Genomic DNA, 17,019 nt, shown 5'->3' with positions numbered 1-17,019 from the left:
ATCGCGGCAAAACTCGACGTCGCGCAGATCAGCGACATCACGGCCGTCGATAGCGCGGATACGTTCGAGCGTCCGATCTACGCGGGCAACGCAATCGCGATCGTGCAATCGGCTGATCCGGTCAAGGTCATCACGGTGCGTGCAACGGGCTTCGACCCGGTCGCAGCAGAAGGCGGCAGTGCGTCGGTCGGGAAGATCGAAGCGGCGGCAGACGCAGGCATCTCGCAGTTTGTGAGCCGTGAAGTGACGAAGCTGGACCGTCCGGAACTGACGAGCGCGAACATCATCGTGTCGGGCGACCGCGGTCTGGGCAGCGGCGAGAACTACACGAAGGTGCTTGAGCCGCTCGCCGACAAGCTCGGCGCAGCAATGGGTGCCTCGCGCGCAGCCGTCGATGCGGGCTACGTGCCGAACGACTACCAGGTCGGCCAGACGGGCAAGATCGTCGCGCCGCAGCTGTACATCGCGGTGGGTATCTCGGGTGCGATCCAGCACCTGGCGGGCATGAAGGACTCGAAGGTGATCGTCGCGATCAACAAGGACGAAGAGGCGCCGATCTTCAGCGTCGCGGACTATGGTCTGGTCGGCGATCTGTTCACGCTCGTGCCGGAACTCTGCACGAGTCTCGCGTAAGCCGATCAGCGGGTGGGGCAGGCGATGAGCTTTGAACCATTATCCGATCAGGATTGGGACAAGGTCGCGCACCTGTTCCCTCGGGACAGGATGTGAAGATACGGTCGCGTGCCCCGCGACCCGCGCGAACTCCTGAACGCAATCCTATGGGTGCTGACGCAAAACGAGCGCTGGCATCATCTGCCGCGTGACGGCCCGCCTGCGCAGACGTGCTACATGAAATATCGTCAATGGTGCCGGGATGGCACGCTCGCCGAAGTCGCAGACGCGCTCGGCATTGCGCTTCCCTTATCTCCTGCTACGACAAAGAGCAAGACGAAAGGGGATAGCGAATAGGGGGAAGGCCCGCTCCCGTTGATCCGCCTTTAAGCAAGCGTCCCGAAACACCTGCACGTTCGGTCACGTGCCGATGGACGAGCGGCGTCCAAAGGCACCGATCTCGTCGCATTCTTCTTCGCGCTGCTCAAAACCTGAACTCGGGCCCTGGCGACTTCAACGGAAGACGAGGACAGGAATCGCACTGTGGCTGAGCACCTTCTGCGTTTCGCTGCCCAGCAGAAGGCTGCTGACCCGGTTCCGGCCGTGCGACGCCATGAAGATCACGTCACATTCCAGCTCCATCGCCTTGGCGATGATCCCCAGATAGGGCGACGACGCGGCCGACGTGGCACCGACGCAATGCACGCCATTTTGCGCGGCGGCTTCCTCGATCTTCGCGTGTTCTGCACGGGCCTCGTCCTGCGCGCGTGATGCGTATTCAGGCCACAGTTCGTTATCGGTTGGAATCCACTGGTCGTGTACGCAGGTATAGGGTGTAAGACGCGCGCCACTGATCCGGGCGAACTCGATGGCACTTGCAACGGCCCTGCGCGATACGTCGGAACCGTCAACGGGAAGAAGAATGTGTTTGAACATGGATAGTGAGTTGCGCATCGCGCGGCTGTGACAGAGACAATCAGATCGACACGTGAGCAGTATCCCTCTTCCCGTCGCTCGGGTATTGACGATGGTCATCCGGCCATTTGCCGTCCCGGGTGGCAGAACGCCACAGCATGTCGACAACCTCATCTGAACGCGTGAAAACTCCACGGAGGCGATGCTCGCCGCGGCAAGTGTCGTAAGCCGTGTGCAGCCTGTGTCGAACGCGATGCGCAACTCGATGTCACCCGGCCGTCGCCCTTCGCCGCATTTGCAAGCGGCGGTCCCGATCGCGCTCTCCGCTCAAGGCCTCAAACGCGACGGGCGATCCGTTATTGCCTTGCAGTCACGAGCCTTCACACCACGCCGAACCGTTCCTTCAATTGCGCGGCGCGCGCCCGGCTGACGGGCACGACGCTGCGCTCGGCGTCGTCCATCACGAGGTTCATGTTCTCGTCGGCTTTCAGCATTTCGATTGCATACGGCAGGCTGACGATGTGGCTGCGATGCACGCGCAGAAAGATGCTGCTGTCGAGCCGCAATTCGAGGTCCGCGAGCGACAGGTTCGACAGATAGCGGTCGTCCTTCGTGACGATCGTCGTGTAGTGTCCGTCGCCCTGAAAGCGGATGATGTCTTTCAGGTCGATCAGGATCACGCGGTTCCCGCGGTACACGGGAATCTTGAGCAGCCGTCGCGGCGGCGTGACCGTGCCCGCCAGCGTTTCGGACAAGGGCTCCGTCGTGAGGTCGGTCACGTCGTAGAAGATCATGCAGGTGCCGCACGCGCCGTGCATGTCCGACATGCTCGACACCTTGATCATCAGAATACGGTCAGGAATATTAATCATCATCGCGACGGGCGGCGGCGACTTCACCGGGCAACCGCCCGCGTCGCGCGACTGCAGCAGGAAGCGCAGCTTGTCGCGGCTCTTCGCAGGGTGCAGCTGCACGACGTCGATGCCGAACAGCTTGTCCTGCGCGACGCCCAGCGACTGCTCGCCGGCTGGCCCGAGAATCTGCAGCGCGACGTCGTTGAACGCGGTGACGCGCCCCTGCGTATCGAGCCACACGACGCCCGGATTGAACTGTTCCAGCCGGTGCTGGAAGGTCTCGGCGCGACGCGCGTCGGTGATCGGCATGGCATGATCGAACAGTTTCATCCAGGGTTCTCCCGATGCTCCCGCACCGCTGTGCGCGGCGTCTGCAATGCCGGGACGGTGCATCCGTTTTAAGTCTTTTCCCCCTTTCACGCAAGTTTTCCGGCCGTCGACGCGGCCAGGCTGCCGTTCGGGAAATCACATTGAATTGCTGCGTTGCATTGTGAAATCCTCGGCCTCGGAACGATGACAACTGCAACGAGCCTGCATGGTCGACGAAGGAGACACGCGTGATTCCCCGACCTTTCGAATACCACGCGCCGCAGTCGCTGCCCGAAGCGCTCGCGCTGCTCGGCGCGCACGGCGACACGGCGAAGCTGCTGGCGGGCGGCCACAGCCTGTTGCCGATGATGAAACTGCGTTTCGCGCAGCCCGAGCATCTGATCGACCTCGGCAAGCTCGAGGAGCTTCACGGCATCCGCGAAGAAAACGGCGTGTTGTGGATCGGCGCGATGACGACGGAAAACGAGCTGATCTGGTCCGCGCTGCTGGAGGCAAAGTGTCCGCTGCTCATCGAGGGCGCGAAGCAGATCGCCGATCCGCAGGTGCGCTATCGCGGCACGCTGGGCGGCGACATCACGCACGGCGATCCGGGCAACGATCATCCCGCGCTGATGATCGCGCTCGACGCGTCGTTCGTGCTGCAAGGCGCGCAGGGCGAGCGGGTCGTGCCCGCCGACGGCTTCTTCGTCGGCACCTACGCGACGCTGATCGAGCCCACCGAAATTCTGACGGGCATTCGCATCCCCGTGCCCGCCGCCGGCACGGGTTACTGCTACGCGAAGCTCAAGCGCAAGACGGGCGACTTCGCGACGGCCGCGTCGGCCGTGACGCTGCGCATGCGCGATGGACACGTCGACGACGTGCGCATTGCTCTGACGAATGTCGGCGACACGGTGATCCGCGCAACGGATGCCGAAGACGCATTGCGCGGCCAGCCGTTCGACGATGCACATGTGGACCAAGCCGCGCGCCGCGCGATGGCGGCCTGCAATCCGCTGCCCGATTTGCGCGGCGACGAGGACTACAAGCGGGCGATGGCGGGCGAGATGACGCGCCGTGCGTTGCGGACCGCTTACGAGCGGTCCGCGCATTGAGCACACATCGGGAGAGCGCGACATGAGCAAGAAGACGATGGTGTCGTTCACGCTGAACGGCAGCGAGGTCGACGTGGCGGTCGAGCCGCGCGAGCTGCTGATTCACACGCTAAGGGAAAAGTGCCTGCACACGGGGCCGCACATCGGCTGCGAGACGTCGCATTGCGGCGCGTGCACGGTGGACTTCAACGGCATGTCGGTGAAGTCGTGCACGCTCTTGACCGTGCAGGCCGAAGGCGCGGACGTGAAGACAGTCGAAGGGCTCGCGCAGGGTGGTGAATTGCACGCGCTGCAGGAAGGCTTCATGCAGGAGCACGGACTCCAGTGCGGGTTCTGCACGCCGGGCATGCTGATGCGCGCCTATCGTCTGCTGCAGGAGAACCCAGACCCGACGGAAGCCGAGATCCGCTACTGGATGGCGGGGAACCTGTGCCGCTGCACCGGGTATCAGAACATCGTGAAGGCCGTGCAGTACGCGGCGCGCAAGCTGCGCGACGGCACGGCCGAAAGCTCGCATCCGCTCATCGAGGCGGACGCGGCTCACACGCATTGACGACGGGAGAAACGCCATGGGCAATCTCGACGCCAGTCTCGAACGTCTCGCCGCTCTTGAAGGCATGGGCTGCTCGCGCAAGCGCCGCGAGGACCCGCGCTTCATCCAGGGCAAGGGCACTTACGTCGACGACATCAAGATGCCGGGCATGCTGTTCGGCGTGATGGTGCGCAGTCCGTATGCGCATGCGCGCGTGAAGCGCATCGACAAGTCGCGCGCGCTCGCGCATCCGGGCGTGCACGCCGTGCTCACCGCCGACGATCTGAAGCCGCTCAAGCTGCACTGGATGCCGACGCTCGCGGGCGACGTGCAGGCCGTGCTGGCCGACGAAAAAGTGTGCTTCCAGAATCAGGAGGTCGCATTCGTCGTCGCCGACGATCGTTACGTTGCCGCCGATGCGGCCGAGCTCGTCGAAGTCGAATACGAGGAACTGCCCGCGCTCGTCGATCCGATGAAGGCGCTCGAACCCGACGCGCCCGTGATCCGCGAGGACATTAGCGACAAGGAGACGGGCGCGCACGGCGCGCGCAAGCATCCGAACCACATCTTTACGTGGACGATGGGCGACCGCGACAAGACGGACCGCATGTTCGAAAACGCGGACGTTACGGTGAAACAGGACATCCTGTATCCGCGCGTGCATCCGTGCCCGCTCGAAACGTGCGGCTGCGTCGCGTCATTCGACAAGGTGCGCGGCGACCTCACCGTCTACATCACGTCGCAGGCGCCGCATGTTGTGCGCACGGTGGTCGGCCTGCTGTCGTCGATACCTGAATCGAAGATCCGCATCGTCTCGCCCGATATCGGCGGCGGCTTCGGCAACAAGGTCGGCGTGTATCCGGGCTACGTGACGTCGATCGTCGCGTCGATCGTGCTCGGACGTCCCGTCAAGTGGATCGAGTCGCGCAGCGAGAACCTGTCCAGCACCGCGTTCGCGCGCGACTATCACATGACGGGCGAACTCGCGGCCGACAAGGACGGCCGCATCAAGGCGTTGCGCGTGCATGTCGTGGCGGACCACGGCGCGTTCGACGCATGCGCCGATCCGACCAAATGGCCCGCCGGCATGTTCCATGTGTGCACCGGCTCGTATGCGATCCCGAACGCGTTCGTGTCCGTCGACGGCGTGTACACGAACAAGTTTCCAGGCGGTGTCGCGTACCGTTGCTCATTTCGCGTGACGGAGGCCGTGTATCTGATCGAGCGGATGGTCGACGTGCTCGCGCAGAAGCTCGGCATCGACAAGGCCGAAATCCGTCTGCGCAACTTCATCCGCAAGGAGCAGTTCCCCTATGCGACGCCGCTCGGCCTTGAATACGACTCCGGCGACTACGAGCCCGCGCTGCGCAAGGTGCTGGCCGCCGTCGATTACGACGGGCTGCGCGCGGAACAGGCGCAGCGCCGCGCCGATCCGGACGCCGAATGGCTGATGGGCATCGGCGTCGTGAACTTCACGGAGATCGTGGGCGCGGGGCCGTCGAAGATGTGCGACATCCTCGGCGTCGGCATGTTCGACTCGTGCGAAATTCGCGTGCATCCGGACGGCTCGGCCGTCGCGCGCATGGGCACGATCACGCAGGGGCAGGGGCACCAGACTACGTACGCGCAGATCATCGCGTCGGAGGCGGGCATTCCCGCGTCGCAGATCACAGTCGAAGAGGGCGACACGTCGACTGCGCCGTATGGGCTCGGCACGTATGGCTCGCGCTCGACGCCCGTGGCGGGCGCGGCCGTCGCGCGCGCGTCGCGCAAGATTCGCGAGAAGGCGCGCAAGATCGCGGCGCATCTGCTCGAAGCGAGCGCGGAGGATGTCGAATTCGATCTCGACCGCTTCGTGCTGAAAGGCTCGCCCGACCAGTTCAAGACGGTGAAGGAAGTGGCCTGGGCCGCGTACAACAACGTGCCTGAGGGGCTCGAAATGGGCCTCGAAGCCGTCGACTACTACGATCCGCCGAACTTCACGTTCCCGTTCGGCGCCTATGTGTGCGTGCTCGACGTGAACCGCTACACGGGCGAGATTCGCGTGCGGCGCTTCTATGCGCTCGACGACTGCGGCACGCGCATCAATCCGATGATCATCGAAGGGCAGATTCACGGCGGGTTGACGGAAGGCTTCGCGGTCGCGCTCGGCCAGGAGCTGCCCTACGACGAGTCGGGCAATTTGCTCGGCGCGACGCTGCTCGACTACTTCGTGCCGACGGCCGTCGAGACGCCGCATTGGGAAACCGACTACACGGTGACGCCGTCGCCGCATCATCCGATCGGCGCGAAGGGCGTGGCCGAGTCGCCGCATGTGGGCTCGATTCCGTGCTTTACGTCCGCCGTCGTCGATGCGTTCGCGCACCTCGGCATCACGCATATGGACATGCCGCACAACGCGTATCGTGTGTGGCAGCAATGCCGCGAGCTTGGGCTCACGCGGCCTGGCTGAAGGCATCCGGCGCGGGATGCAGCTTGTTGCATGGGACCGGAGTAAGTGCTCTGCATGGGGCCGGTGTAAGTGCTAAAGCACTAACTCCGGCCGACAGCTAAAGCGCTAACTTGGGTCGACCGCTCTGCATGGGACCCAAGTAGGCGCTAAAGCGCTAACCTGGGTCGACAGGAGGCCCATATGAAAGTCGTACTCGACAAGGCATTCCCGCTCGACGCCACGGCCGACAGCGCATGGCAGCTGATGCAGGACATCGAGGCGGTCGCCACCTGCATGCCGGGCGCGAAGATCACCGAGCGCGTCGACGACACGCGCTATAAAGGCACGATCACGGTGCGGCTCGGGCCCGCGACGATGGCGTTCAAGGGCGACATCGAAGTGCTCGCGCTCGATGCCGCCACGCGCAGCCTGCATCTGCGGGGCAAGGGCACGGACGCGACGGGCGGCTCGGTGGCGACGATGGACCTCACGGCCGCCGTGGAGCCCTCGGACGCGGCCTGCACGCTTAAAGGCAAGAGCGAAGTGACGATGAGCGGAAAGGCCGCGGCGATCGGCGGACGGCTGATGGCGCCCGCGTCGGAGCAGTTGCTCAAGCAGTTCGTCGCGAATTTCGCGGCGCGGCTCGATGCGATGCAAACCGCGAACACCACGCAATCCGATGCGGCAGAAAGCGCCGCCGATGCAGCGACGCCAGCCTCAGCACCAGCGGCGCGCGCGGCCACGCCGCCGCCCGCGCAGGCCGCCGAGCTGAACGGTTTCGCCTTCATCTGGGCGATGATCCGCGACTGGCTGCACGGACGCTTCTCGCACAAGGCGCAAGGCCGCTGAGGCTCGCGATGACGCCGACCGACCGCATGCCCGAGGTCGTCGCGCTACAGGCGCGGCTCGCGAGTCACGGCTTTATCGCCGAGCGCAGCTTCGCGGCCGCGCTGCTGCTGACGATGGAAATGCGCCGCCCGCTGCTGCTCGAAGGCGAGGCGGGCGTCGGCAAGACGGAAGTGGCGAAAGCGCTCGCGCGTCTGCTCGATGTGCCGCTGATCCGGCTGCAATGCTACGAGGGGCTCGATGCGCACGCGGCGCTCTACGAGTGGAACTACGCGCATCAGCTGCTCGCCATCAAGCTCTTCGAGCAGGACGCGCGGCCCATGCGCGACAAGGAGCAGGACATTTTCTCCGAGCGCTATCTGCTCAAGCGCCCGCTGCTCGAAGCGATCACGACGACGCCCGCACCCGTGCTGCTGATCGACGAGATCGACCGCACCGACGAGGCGTTCGAAGCCTATCTGCTCGAACTGCTGTCGGACTTTCAGCTGTCGATTCCCGAGCTCGGCGTGATCCGCGCTATCGAGCGGCCGTTTGTGATCCTCACGTCGAACGGCACGCGCGAAATCTCCGACGCGCTGCGCCGCCGCTGCCTCTATCAGTACGTCGACTATCCGACGTTCCAGCGCGAACTGATGATCGTGCAGACAAAGGTGCCCGGCGTGCCCGACGCGCTCGCGCGCCAGGTCGTCGAGTTCGTGCACGCGGTGCGGCAGATGGCGCTGCGCCGCAAGCCCGGCCTCGCGGAGACGCTCGACTGGGTGGCCGCGCTGCTGCGCCTCGGCGTGAGCGCGCTCGACGAGGACGGCATCGACCGCGTGATGGATTCGCTCGCCGCGCTGGTGAAGACGCGCGAGGATCAGGCGGGCCTCACGCGGCCCGTCGTCGAAAGGCTGGTGGCGTCATGCTGACGGACATCGATCGCGCCTCATCACTCGACGCTCGTGATCTCGCCGCCGTGCTCGTCGCGCGCTATGCAGGCTTCGCGGGCTGGCTGCGCGAGAACGCGTTTTGCGTGACGAGCGCGGACGTCGCCGCTTCGATCGAAGTCGCGCAGCGCATGGGTCAGCTCGACAGCGACGTGCTGCGCTGGAGCCTGCGCGCGCTGCTGTGCTCGCGCGCCCAGGAATGGCGGCGCTTCGACGAACTGTTCGACGTGTATTTCCGCGCGCCGAACCGGCGCAAGATGGTGCAGACGCGTGCGGGCGGCGCAGGTCTGCTGGAACGCGATGAGGCCGCTCAGACGGAAGAGGCGCCGCGCGACGCGAGCGAAGGTGCGCCCGTCTCGCTTGCGAAGCACGGCGGCAGCACACCCGTCGAAGGCGCCACGGCCGACGAAGGCGCCACGCCGAACGAGTCGCTTGCTCACGCGGACTTCCGCCACCTGAACGAACGCAACGAACTCTTTGCGATCGACGCCGCGCTGCGCCGCTTCGCGCAGCGGCTGCGCGGCATCGAAACGCGCCGCGAGCAGCGCGCGAACCAGGGGCGCGCGATCGACCTGCGCTCGACGATCCGCCGCAGCGTGTCGCGCGGCGGCCTGCCCGTCGAGCTCACGTGGCGGCGCAAGCGGCGACAGCGCCCGCGCATCGTGCTGATGCTCGACGTAAGCCGCTCGATGAGCCTCTACAGCTTCTTCTTTCTGCGTTTTGCGCGCGTGTTGAGCGGACGGCTGCCCGATGTGCACAGCTTCATGTTCCATACGCGGCTCGTGTGCGTCGACGAGGCGCTGCGCGATCCCGATCCGCGGCGCGCGCAGGAGCGGCTGCATCTGATCTCGGAGGGCTGGGCGGGCGGCACACGCATCGGCGAAAGCCTCGCCGCGTTCAACGCGCACTACGCGCCGCGCCTGCTGCATGCGCGCACGGCCGTCGTGATCGTCAGCGACGGCTATGACGCCGGTGACAGCGCGCAGCTTGGCAAGTCGCTGGCCGCGATCCGGCGGCGCTGCCGCTCGCTTGTGTGGCTCAATCCGCTTGCGGACCGTCCGGGCTTCGAGCCCGTCAGCGCGGCGATGCAGGCCGCGTTGCCGCACGTCGATCTGTTCGCCGGAGCGCGCGATCTCGCGAGCCTCGAACGTGTGTTTCCTCAAATTCTCGGTGCGCTGCAATGAATGCCGGATCTGTCGAGATGGCTACCAACACTGCCGACCTGCTGCGACTCGAGCAGCAACTGATCGCGACGGGCACGCCGTTCGCCGTCGTCACCGTGATACGCGCAGCGCCGCCCACGTCGACACAGGTCGGCGCGCAGGCGCTGGTCGACGGGGACGGCGTGCTGCACGGCTGGATCGGCGGAGGCTGCGCGCAGACGATCGTGATCGAAGCGGCGCGGCAGTCGGTCCGCTCCGGGCAGCCGAGGCGCGTGCGGATCAGCAACGAACAGTCCGTGCCCGAAGCGGAAGTCGAAGCGCATGCGATGCCGTGCGCGAGCAATGGCGCGCTCGAACTCTTCATTCAGCCGACCGTGCCGGCGCCGCTCGTCGTCGTGTTCGGCGCGACGCCTGCGGCGCATGAGGCGTGTGTGCTCGCGCGGCGCGTCGGGTTGCGCGCGTGCATCGCCGCCGATGTCGCGCGTCCGGGCGAAGCGCGTTTCGATGCAGCGGCGCTGGACCGCGCGGGCGCATCGTTTGCGCTGATCGCGACGCAAGGCGACGGCGACGAGGACGCGCTCGAAGCCGCGCTGCGCAGCACGGTCGCGGCCGTGCTTATGATCGCGAGCCGCCGCAAGGCCGGGCGGCTGCTTGAGACGATGCGCGAGCGCGGCATCGACGAAGCGCGTCTCGCGGCGCTGCACGCGCCGGCAGGACCGGCAATCCACGCGCACACGCCGCAGGAGATCGCATTGGGCGCGGTGGCGGGACTCGTCGCGCTCAGGCACGAAATGGAGCAGGGCGCGGCGATCGCACAGGCCAGTGCCGCCAGCGTTGCGACGGAACCCGTGCCGCGGCTGCCGCCTTGCGAGGCGCTCGGCGCACCTGCCGCCGATGCCGGGCGTTATGTGAACCCCGTGTGCGGAATGAGCATCGACATCGCGACGGCGAAGCACGTCGTCGAATACGGCGGGCGGAAAATCTATTTCTGTTGCGACTGCTGCAAGGCCGAGTTCGAGCGGCGGCCGGAATGCTATCTGGCTGGCTCGCCGGACGATGGGCACATGGAGAAACGATGAGCGCGGCCACCTTTTCCGCCGTCGTGCTCGCAGCCGGCCTCTCTTCGCGGATGGAAGGGCGGCACAAGCTGCTGCTGCCCGTCGGCGGCGAGCCGGCTGTACGGCGCGTCGTGCGCGCCATCGTCGCGGCACAGCCGCAGGAAGTCGTCGTCGTGACGGGCTTCAACGGGCGCGCCGTATTCGACGCACTCGACGGACTCGATGTGCGGTTCCAGAGCAACGCGCGCTACCGCGAAGGGCAGATGACGTCGGTGGCGGCCGGCGTCGCTGCGTTGCAGGCCGCGTGCGATGCCGTCATGGTGTGCCTCGCCGATCAGGTGCTGCTCGGCGCGGCCGACTATCGCGAACTGATCGACGCGTATGCATCGATGCCGCGCGGCTCGATCCTCGTGCCGTCGTTCGGCGGCGCGCGCGGCAACCCGGTGCTGTTTGCTGCGAGCTATGCACCTGAGGTCGTGAGCGGTCACGTGAATCCGGGCTGCCGCAAGCTGATCGCCGGGCACGCCGACGAGGTGTTCGTCTACGAGACGACGCACGACCGGTTCACAGTCGACATGGACACGCCCGACGATTACGCGCGCATCGTCGCGCGGCTCGAACGGGAGGCGCGCGAGCGCGGACGTGAAGCGGGACATGAAGCGCTGGAGAGATGAAGCTTGCTCTCAGCGGCAGGTACGGAACCCCACGAAGATATCGCTACGGTGCGGCAGATAAAAGTTTCGATAACGGGGATTGCGCATCCGGTCGCGTGTGACGAACGACGCGCCGCGCACGCTCCGGTGCGAATGAAACCACGGCGCCGAATAGTCCTCGTATGGGTCAGCGGAAAAGGCCGCATATGGCTCGAAGGGATCGGCCATCCATTCCCACACGGACTCGCCCCACTCGATCAGCTCATTGCATGCGGCGTACTCCCATTCGGCTTCCGTCGGCAAGCGCCGGCCATGCCAGCGGCAAAACGCTTCCGCTTCGTACGCATTGACGTGACAGACCGGCTGCGACAGCGGAAGCGGCTGCCATTGCCCGAACCAGCGATGCTCCCAGCGCGCGGAGCCATTTCTTGCACCCGCTCCCGCCGCTTCGCGCCAACGCTTCGGCGCTTTCAGGCCGGTGCGCTTGAGCCACGCGATTCCGTCGCTCGACCACCAGCGTTCGTTCTCATAGCCGTTCGCCGCGACGAATTCCATGAACTGCGCGTTGCTCACGCATTGTCGGTCGATCTGCGCCGGCCCGACGGACACCGCGTGTCGCCATTTTTCGTTGTCGAACACGAACCCGTCGTCCTGTGATCCGCCCATCTCGAACGTCTCGCTGCCGATCGCGATCTCACTCGTCTCCGCGAGATGCTCGACGGGCCGCATCGCAAGCGGCGCATGCGGCGGATAATCCAGCGTCTGCCGCATGTAGGTCAGCGCCTCGGCATGCATGTCTTCGTGGTACAACGCGAGACGGAAATAATAGAGGTCCTCGTCCGATTCCGTCGATGCGGCGAGCTTCGCGCGCACCTGTTCCAGCACGGTGTCCGCGTAGCCGATAATCTCTGCAAGCGGTGGCAGGTCAAGATGCCAGCGATCGTCGTGCGCGACGCGTCCCGAGTCGAACCATCGGTCAGCGCTTGCGAGCAGCGAAGGGCGCGTGGGAGCGAACCGGCCTTGCGGGCCTCGTTGCGGATCGCGCAGTATCCAGTGTTCCGTGAACCAGGCAACATGCGCGTATTCCCACAGCGGCGGATTGATGCCGGGGTCGCAGGGAACCTGCATCTGCGAGGGTGTCAGATCTGCGAGGATCGCCCATGTTTGCCGATGAGCATCGATGAATGCCGCATCCAACTGGGCTTTGTCCAGTTTACGTGTTGTCACTCTGCCAATCCGTACCACCATGCATCCTCCCATGGCCAGAATATTCATCGCGAGCCCCGCACTGCGCAGCGCCAACAACGGAAACTGGCAGACGGCCAATCGCTGGTTCAGGTTCCTGCGGACAGACTACCAGGTGTCGCTCGACGCCGAATGGCCGCCCACCGATCAACGGCACGAGCCGCCCGCCTGTCTGATTGCGTTGCACGCGCGGCGTTCGGCTCCGAGTATCGCCAGGTTTGCCGAGGCTTGCCCGGATCGTCCCCTCATCGTCGTGCTGACGGGCACCGATCTCTACCGGGACATTCGCGTCGACGAATCCGCGCGCCGCTCGCTCGATCTTGCTACACATCTGGTCGTGCTGCAGGAAGAGGGGCTGGCTGAAATGACGGCGGTGCATCGCGCGAAATGCCGTGTCATTTACCAGTCCGCCCCGGCGCGCAAAACCGAAGTTCCTTCGATGCGCCGACGTCGCACGTTCGACGTCATGCTGGTCGGCCACATGCGCGCGGAGAAAGACCCGCGCACGCCGATGCGCGCGCTCGAGCGTCTGCCCGACGATTCGCGAGTCCGGTTGATCCATATCGGCCGCGCCCTGGAAGACGAGTATCGGCTGGCGGCGCAGGCATTGCAAGCGAGGGCGTGGCCCACGGTGCAGCGCTACGTCTGGTACGAGGGACTGCCGCATGGCGCCACGCTGCGGCGCATTGCGAACGCCGACGCGATGGTCATTTCGAGCATGATGGAAGGCGGCGCGAACGTGATCATCGAAGCGGTGAACGCGGGCGTTCCCGTATTGGCCAGCCGAATTGCGGGCAACATCGGCATGCTGGGCCGCGATTACGACGGCTATTTCCCGCCCGGCGACGACGAAGCGCTGGCTACGCTGCTCGATCGCGCGAGCCGCGACCGAGCGTTTCTCACAGCGCTCCAGCAGCAATGCGCGCGGCGGGCGCCATTGTTTGCGCCCGCCATGGAGCATGCGGCAGTAGTCAGTCTGGTCAGGGATGCACTGGCTCAGGTATCGACATAGCGCATCACCGACCGTGTGAAGCGGGCAGTTGCCGCAGCGTGCGCGCGGCCGCGACCATGTTCGTCAGCGCGGGGATCACTTCTTCCCATGCGCGCGTCTTCAGGCCGCAATCCGGATTCACCCATAAACGCTCCGCAGGAATCCGCTCCGCCGCCTTCTGCATCAGGTTCACGATGTGTTCCTCGCTCGGAATGTTCGGTGAGTGAATGTCGTAGACGCCGGGCCCGATCTGGTTCGGATAGTTGAAGTGGTCGAAAGCATCGAGCAGTTCCATGTCGGAGCGCGACGTTTCGATCGTGATCACATCCGCGTCCATATCGGCAATCGACGCGATGATGTCGTTGAACTCCGAATAGCACATATGCGTGTGGATCTGCGTTTCGTCCTTCACGCCATTCGCGGCGATGCGGAACGATTCCACCGCCCACTGCAGATATGCGTTCCATTGCGGACGGCGCAGCGGCAGCCCTTCGCGCAGCGCGGCCTCGTCGATCTGAATGATGCGCACGCCGGCCTTTTCCAGGTCGAGCACTTCGTCGCGAATCGCGAGCGCCAGTTGATTGCACGACACCGAGCGAGGCTGATCGTCGCGCACGAACGACCAGTTCAGGATCGTGACGGGGCCTGTCAGCATGCCTTTCATCGGCTTGCTGGTTTGCGACTGCGCGTATCGGGTCCATTCGACCGTCATCGCCTTCGGGCGGCTGATGTCGCCGAACAGGACAGGCGGCTTCACGCAACGTGAGCCATACGACTGCACCCAGCCGAACTGGCTGAACGCATAGCCATCGAGCTGTTCGCCGAAGTATTCGACCATGTCGTTGCGTTCGGCTTCGCCATGCACGAGCACGTCGAGGCCGAGCGCTTCCTGTTCCTGCACGGCGCGCGCGATCTCGCGTTCCATCGCCGCGTTGTAGCCGGCCCGATCGAGTGCGCCGCGCTTGAACTCGCTGCGCGCGTGACGGATTTCGTTCGTCTGCGGGAATGAGCCGATCGTGGTCGTCGGATACGCGGGCAGATCGAGAAGTGCCGCCTGCTTTTCGGCGCGCTGCGCATACGCGCTCGCGCGCTTGCCGAGCGCGGCATCGATGCGCGCGATTGCCGACTTCACTGCCGGGTTGTGCACGCGCGGCGAGACGCGGCGGCTTTCGATGGCGGCGGCATTCGCATCGAGCGCATCGGCCACCGATGCGCGGCCGTTGTTCAGCGCGCCGGCCAGCACCGTCAGTTCGTCGAGCTTTTGCAACGCGAACGCGAGCCACGATCTGATGTCGGCGTCGAGCTTCCGCTCGCTGTCGAGATCGACGGGCACGTGCAGCAGCGAGCACGACGGCGCGATCCACAGCCGGTCGCCGAGCATCCGATGCAGCGGTTCGAGCCAATGCAGCGCTGCGTTCAGATCGGTCTTCCAGATATTGCGGCCATTGATCGCGCCAACCGACAGCACCGCCGAATCCGGCAGTTGCGCCGCGACCTGCGCGACTTCATCGCGTGCATTGATCGCATCGATATGCAGGCCATCGACGGGCAGCTTGCACGCGAGTTCGAGATTGTCCTGCAACTGCCCGAAGTAAGTCGCAAGCAGCAGCCGCACGCGCCGTGCCGACAGCGCATCGTATGCGGTGACGAACGCTTCGCGCCACTTCGCATCGAGTTCCGTCACGAGCGCCGGTTCGTCGATCTGCACCCATTCGACGCCCTGCGCCGTGAAGTAATCGAGCAGCGCCGCGTACACGGGAAGCAGGCGCGGCAATAGCGCGAGCTTGTCGGAGCCGTCCTTCGATTTGCCGAGCCACAGATACGTGACGGGCCCGACGATCACGGGCTTCGCGTTCACGCCGACTGCGCGCGCTTGCGCAAGCTGTTCGATGAGACGCGAAGGATCGAGCGAGAACTGCGTATGCGCGTCGAATTCGGGGACGATGTAGTGATAGTTCGTGTCGAACCACTTGGTCATTTCGCCGGCGGCCACGCCGCCGCAGCATGCGTGGTGATCTTCGGCGCCTTGAGTCGAGCGGCCGCGCGCGACCCGGAAGTAGTTGTCGAGCGCATCGCCATGAAAGCCGCGCACGCGCTCGGGCAGATTGCCGAGCGTAAAGCTCATGTCGAGCACCTGGTCATAGAACGCGAAATCGCCGACGGGTACGAAGTCGAGTCGCGCCTGATCCTTCCAGTGACGCGCGCGAAGCTGCGCGCCGGCGGCCTTCAGTTCGTCACGTGACGACTGGCCTTTCCAGTAGCGCTCGAGTGCGAATTTCAATTCGCGGTTTGCGCCGATGCGCGGGAAACCAAGGTTGTGGGTCGTGACCATCGTTGTTATGCCGTCCAGAGAAAGAGTCTGGAACCGATGATAGAATTTTCGATGTATGAATAAAAATGGATTTATTTCATGCGTGCATTAACTCTGTTCATGGAGGCGGGATGCTCGAGCGCAGTCATCTGATGGTGATCAGAGAGGTGGAGCGCCAAGGGTCGCTCACGGCTGCCGCCGACGTGTTGAATCTCACGCAGTCGGCGCTGAGTCATACCGTCAAGAAGCTGGAGCAGCAACTGGGCACGCCCGTCTGGACGCGCGAAGGCCGCTCGATGCGGCTCACACAGGCGGGCCAGTACCTGCTTGGACTCGCGAACCGCATGCTGCCTCAGTTCGAGCACGCGGAAGCGCGCATGAAGCAGTACGCGCAGGGCGAGCGCGGCACACTGCGTATCGGCATGGAATGCCATCCGTGCTACCAGTGGCTGCTCAAGGTGGTGTCGCCGTATCTTGCGCGCTGGCCCGATGTCGATGTCGACGTGAAGCAGCGCTTTCAGTTCGGCGGCATCGGCGCGCTGTTCGGCTATGAGATCGATGTGCTCGTCACACCCGATCCGCTGAAAAAGCCGGGGCTGCGGTTCGAACCGGTGTTCGATTACGAGCAGGTGCTCGTCGTCGCCGATGGGCATGCGCTCGCGAGCGAGCCGTATGTCACGCCCGAGCATCTGGCTTCTGAAGTGCTGATCACCTATCCCGTCGAAACGGACCGGCTCGACATCTACACGCAATTTCTGACACCCGCCAACGTCGTGCCGAAGCGTCACAAGGTGATAGAAACGACGGACATCATGCTGCAGATGGTCGCGAGCGGCCGGGGCGTCGCGGCGCTGCCGCGCTGGCTCGCTGAAGAGTACGCGGGCTGGATGCCGATTGCGCCGCTGCGGCTCGGCAAGAAGGGCGTCGCGAAACAGATCTTTCTCGGCACGCGCGAATCCGATGACGCGATCGACTATCTGACGGCATTCGTCGCGATGGCCCGCGAGACGGAGGCAGAGGCGCGCGTTCGCGCGTAGCGCTGCCGGTGCGCGTCGGCT

16 protein-coding genes are annotated in these 17,019 nt (G+C 65.0%); 12 read left to right on the top strand and 4 right to left on the bottom strand.

The genetic code is table 11. The annotated features are described in order from the left end of the window. Both GCT13_RS27765 and GCT13_RS51300 read left to right on the top strand, forming a co-directional pair. On the top strand, window positions 1-633 hold a 633-nt coding region (locus GCT13_RS27765), incomplete at its 5' end, for an electron transfer flavoprotein subunit alpha/FixB family protein (RefSeq protein WP_152763491.1). Between the two features lie 108 nt (window positions 634-741). Beyond that, a complete protein-coding gene (locus GCT13_RS51300; RefSeq protein ID WP_407670863.1) occupies window positions 742-969 on the top strand; it encodes a transposase in 228 nt (75 codons plus the stop codon). Between the two features lie 156 nt (window positions 970-1,125). On the opposite strand, the gene GCT13_RS27755 is transcribed toward GCT13_RS51300, so the two are convergent. Further along, a complete protein-coding gene (locus GCT13_RS27755; protein WP_152763490.1) occupies window positions 1,126-1,548 on the bottom strand; it encodes a universal stress protein in 423 nt (140 codons plus the stop codon). 359 nt (window positions 1,549-1,907) lie between these two features. Continuing rightward, a complete protein-coding gene (locus GCT13_RS27750; RefSeq protein WP_152763488.1) occupies window positions 1,908-2,711 on the bottom strand; it encodes a PAS domain-containing transcriptional regulator in 804 nt (267 codons plus the stop codon). A gap of 227 nt (window positions 2,712-2,938) precedes the next feature. Between GCT13_RS27750 and GCT13_RS27745 the strand changes: the two genes are divergently transcribed. The 8 genes from GCT13_RS27745 (at window position 2,939) to GCT13_RS27710 (ending at window position 11,435) form a co-directional block, all read left to right on the top strand. Continuing rightward, window positions 2,939-3,805: an FAD binding domain-containing protein gene (locus tag GCT13_RS27745; protein WP_321574662.1), complete on the top strand. Its 867-nt coding sequence runs from the start codon at window positions 2,939-2,941 to the stop codon at window positions 3,803-3,805. A gap of 22 nt (window positions 3,806-3,827) precedes the next feature. Continuing rightward, window positions 3,828-4,358 carry a (2Fe-2S)-binding protein gene (locus tag GCT13_RS27740; RefSeq protein WP_152763486.1) on the top strand — a complete coding sequence of 177 codons (531 nt, stop codon included), beginning with the start codon at window positions 3,828-3,830 and terminating at the stop codon, window positions 4,356-4,358. A 16-nt stretch (window positions 4,359-4,374) separates the two neighbouring features. After that, window positions 4,375-6,789, top strand: coding sequence for an aerobic carbon-monoxide dehydrogenase large subunit (locus GCT13_RS27735; RefSeq protein ID WP_152763484.1), 2,415 nt, complete (start codon window positions 4,375-4,377; stop codon window positions 6,787-6,789). Window positions 6,790-6,969: 180 nt separating this feature from the next. Beyond that, window positions 6,970-7,617 (top strand): SRPBCC family protein, encoded by a 648-nt coding sequence (locus GCT13_RS27730; RefSeq protein WP_152763482.1) that lies wholly within the window; start codon window positions 6,970-6,972, stop codon window positions 7,615-7,617. Between the two features lie 8 nt (window positions 7,618-7,625). Beyond that, window positions 7,626-8,522 (top strand): AAA family ATPase, encoded by an 897-nt coding sequence (locus GCT13_RS27725; RefSeq protein ID WP_152763480.1) that lies wholly within the window; start codon window positions 7,626-7,628, stop codon window positions 8,520-8,522. After that, window positions 8,516-9,724: a vWA domain-containing protein gene (locus GCT13_RS27720; protein WP_152763478.1), complete on the top strand. Its 1,209-nt coding sequence runs from the start codon at window positions 8,516-8,518 to the stop codon at window positions 9,722-9,724. Before GCT13_RS27725 ends, GCT13_RS27720 begins: the two co-directional genes overlap by 7 nt. A gap of 17 nt (window positions 9,725-9,741) precedes the next feature. Beyond that, entirely contained in the window at window positions 9,742-10,782 is a 1,041-nt protein-coding gene (locus GCT13_RS27715) for an XdhC family protein (RefSeq protein WP_152763476.1), read from the top strand. Continuing rightward, window positions 10,779-11,435, top strand: coding sequence for a nucleotidyltransferase family protein (locus GCT13_RS27710; protein WP_152763474.1), 657 nt, complete (start codon window positions 10,779-10,781; stop codon window positions 11,433-11,435). The genes GCT13_RS27715 and GCT13_RS27710 overlap by 4 nt, the downstream gene beginning before the upstream one ends. A gap of 9 nt (window positions 11,436-11,444) precedes the next feature. Here GCT13_RS27710 and senA read toward each other — a convergent pair whose 3' ends face one another. Continuing rightward, the gene (gene senA, locus GCT13_RS27705) at window positions 11,445-12,641 is read right to left on the bottom strand and encodes a selenoneine synthase SenA (protein WP_321574661.1); all 1,197 of its coding nucleotides are present in this window, start codon (window positions 12,639-12,641) and stop codon (window positions 11,445-11,447) included. A 19-nt stretch (window positions 12,642-12,660) separates the two neighbouring features. Between senA and senB the strand changes: the two genes are divergently transcribed. After that, window positions 12,661-13,671 (top strand): selenoneine biosynthesis selenosugar synthase SenB, encoded by a 1,011-nt coding sequence (senB, locus tag GCT13_RS27700; protein WP_152763470.1) that lies wholly within the window; start codon window positions 12,661-12,663, stop codon window positions 13,669-13,671. Window positions 13,672-13,675: 4 nt separating this feature from the next. Here senB and metE read toward each other — a convergent pair whose 3' ends face one another. Continuing rightward, window positions 13,676-15,982 (bottom strand): 5-methyltetrahydropteroyltriglutamate--homocysteine S-methyltransferase, encoded by a 2,307-nt coding sequence (gene metE, locus GCT13_RS27695; RefSeq protein ID WP_152763468.1) that lies wholly within the window; start codon window positions 15,980-15,982, stop codon window positions 13,676-13,678. Between the two features lie 65 nt (window positions 15,983-16,047). On the opposite strand from metE, the gene GCT13_RS27690 reads away from it, so the two are divergent. Continuing rightward, entirely contained in the window at window positions 16,048-16,998 is a 951-nt protein-coding gene (locus GCT13_RS27690) for a LysR family transcriptional regulator (RefSeq protein WP_193727770.1), read from the top strand. The last annotated feature ends 21 nt before the right edge of the window (window positions 16,999-17,019 follow it).

The sequence above is a fragment of the Paraburkholderia franconis genome, assembly GCF_009362735.1.
In the GTDB taxonomy this organism is placed as follows: Bacteria; Pseudomonadota; Gammaproteobacteria; order Burkholderiales; family Burkholderiaceae; genus Paraburkholderia; species Paraburkholderia franconis.
The sequence above is the reverse complement of the archived record's forward strand: the minus strand, read 5'-3'. Positions and strand labels throughout refer to the sequence as shown.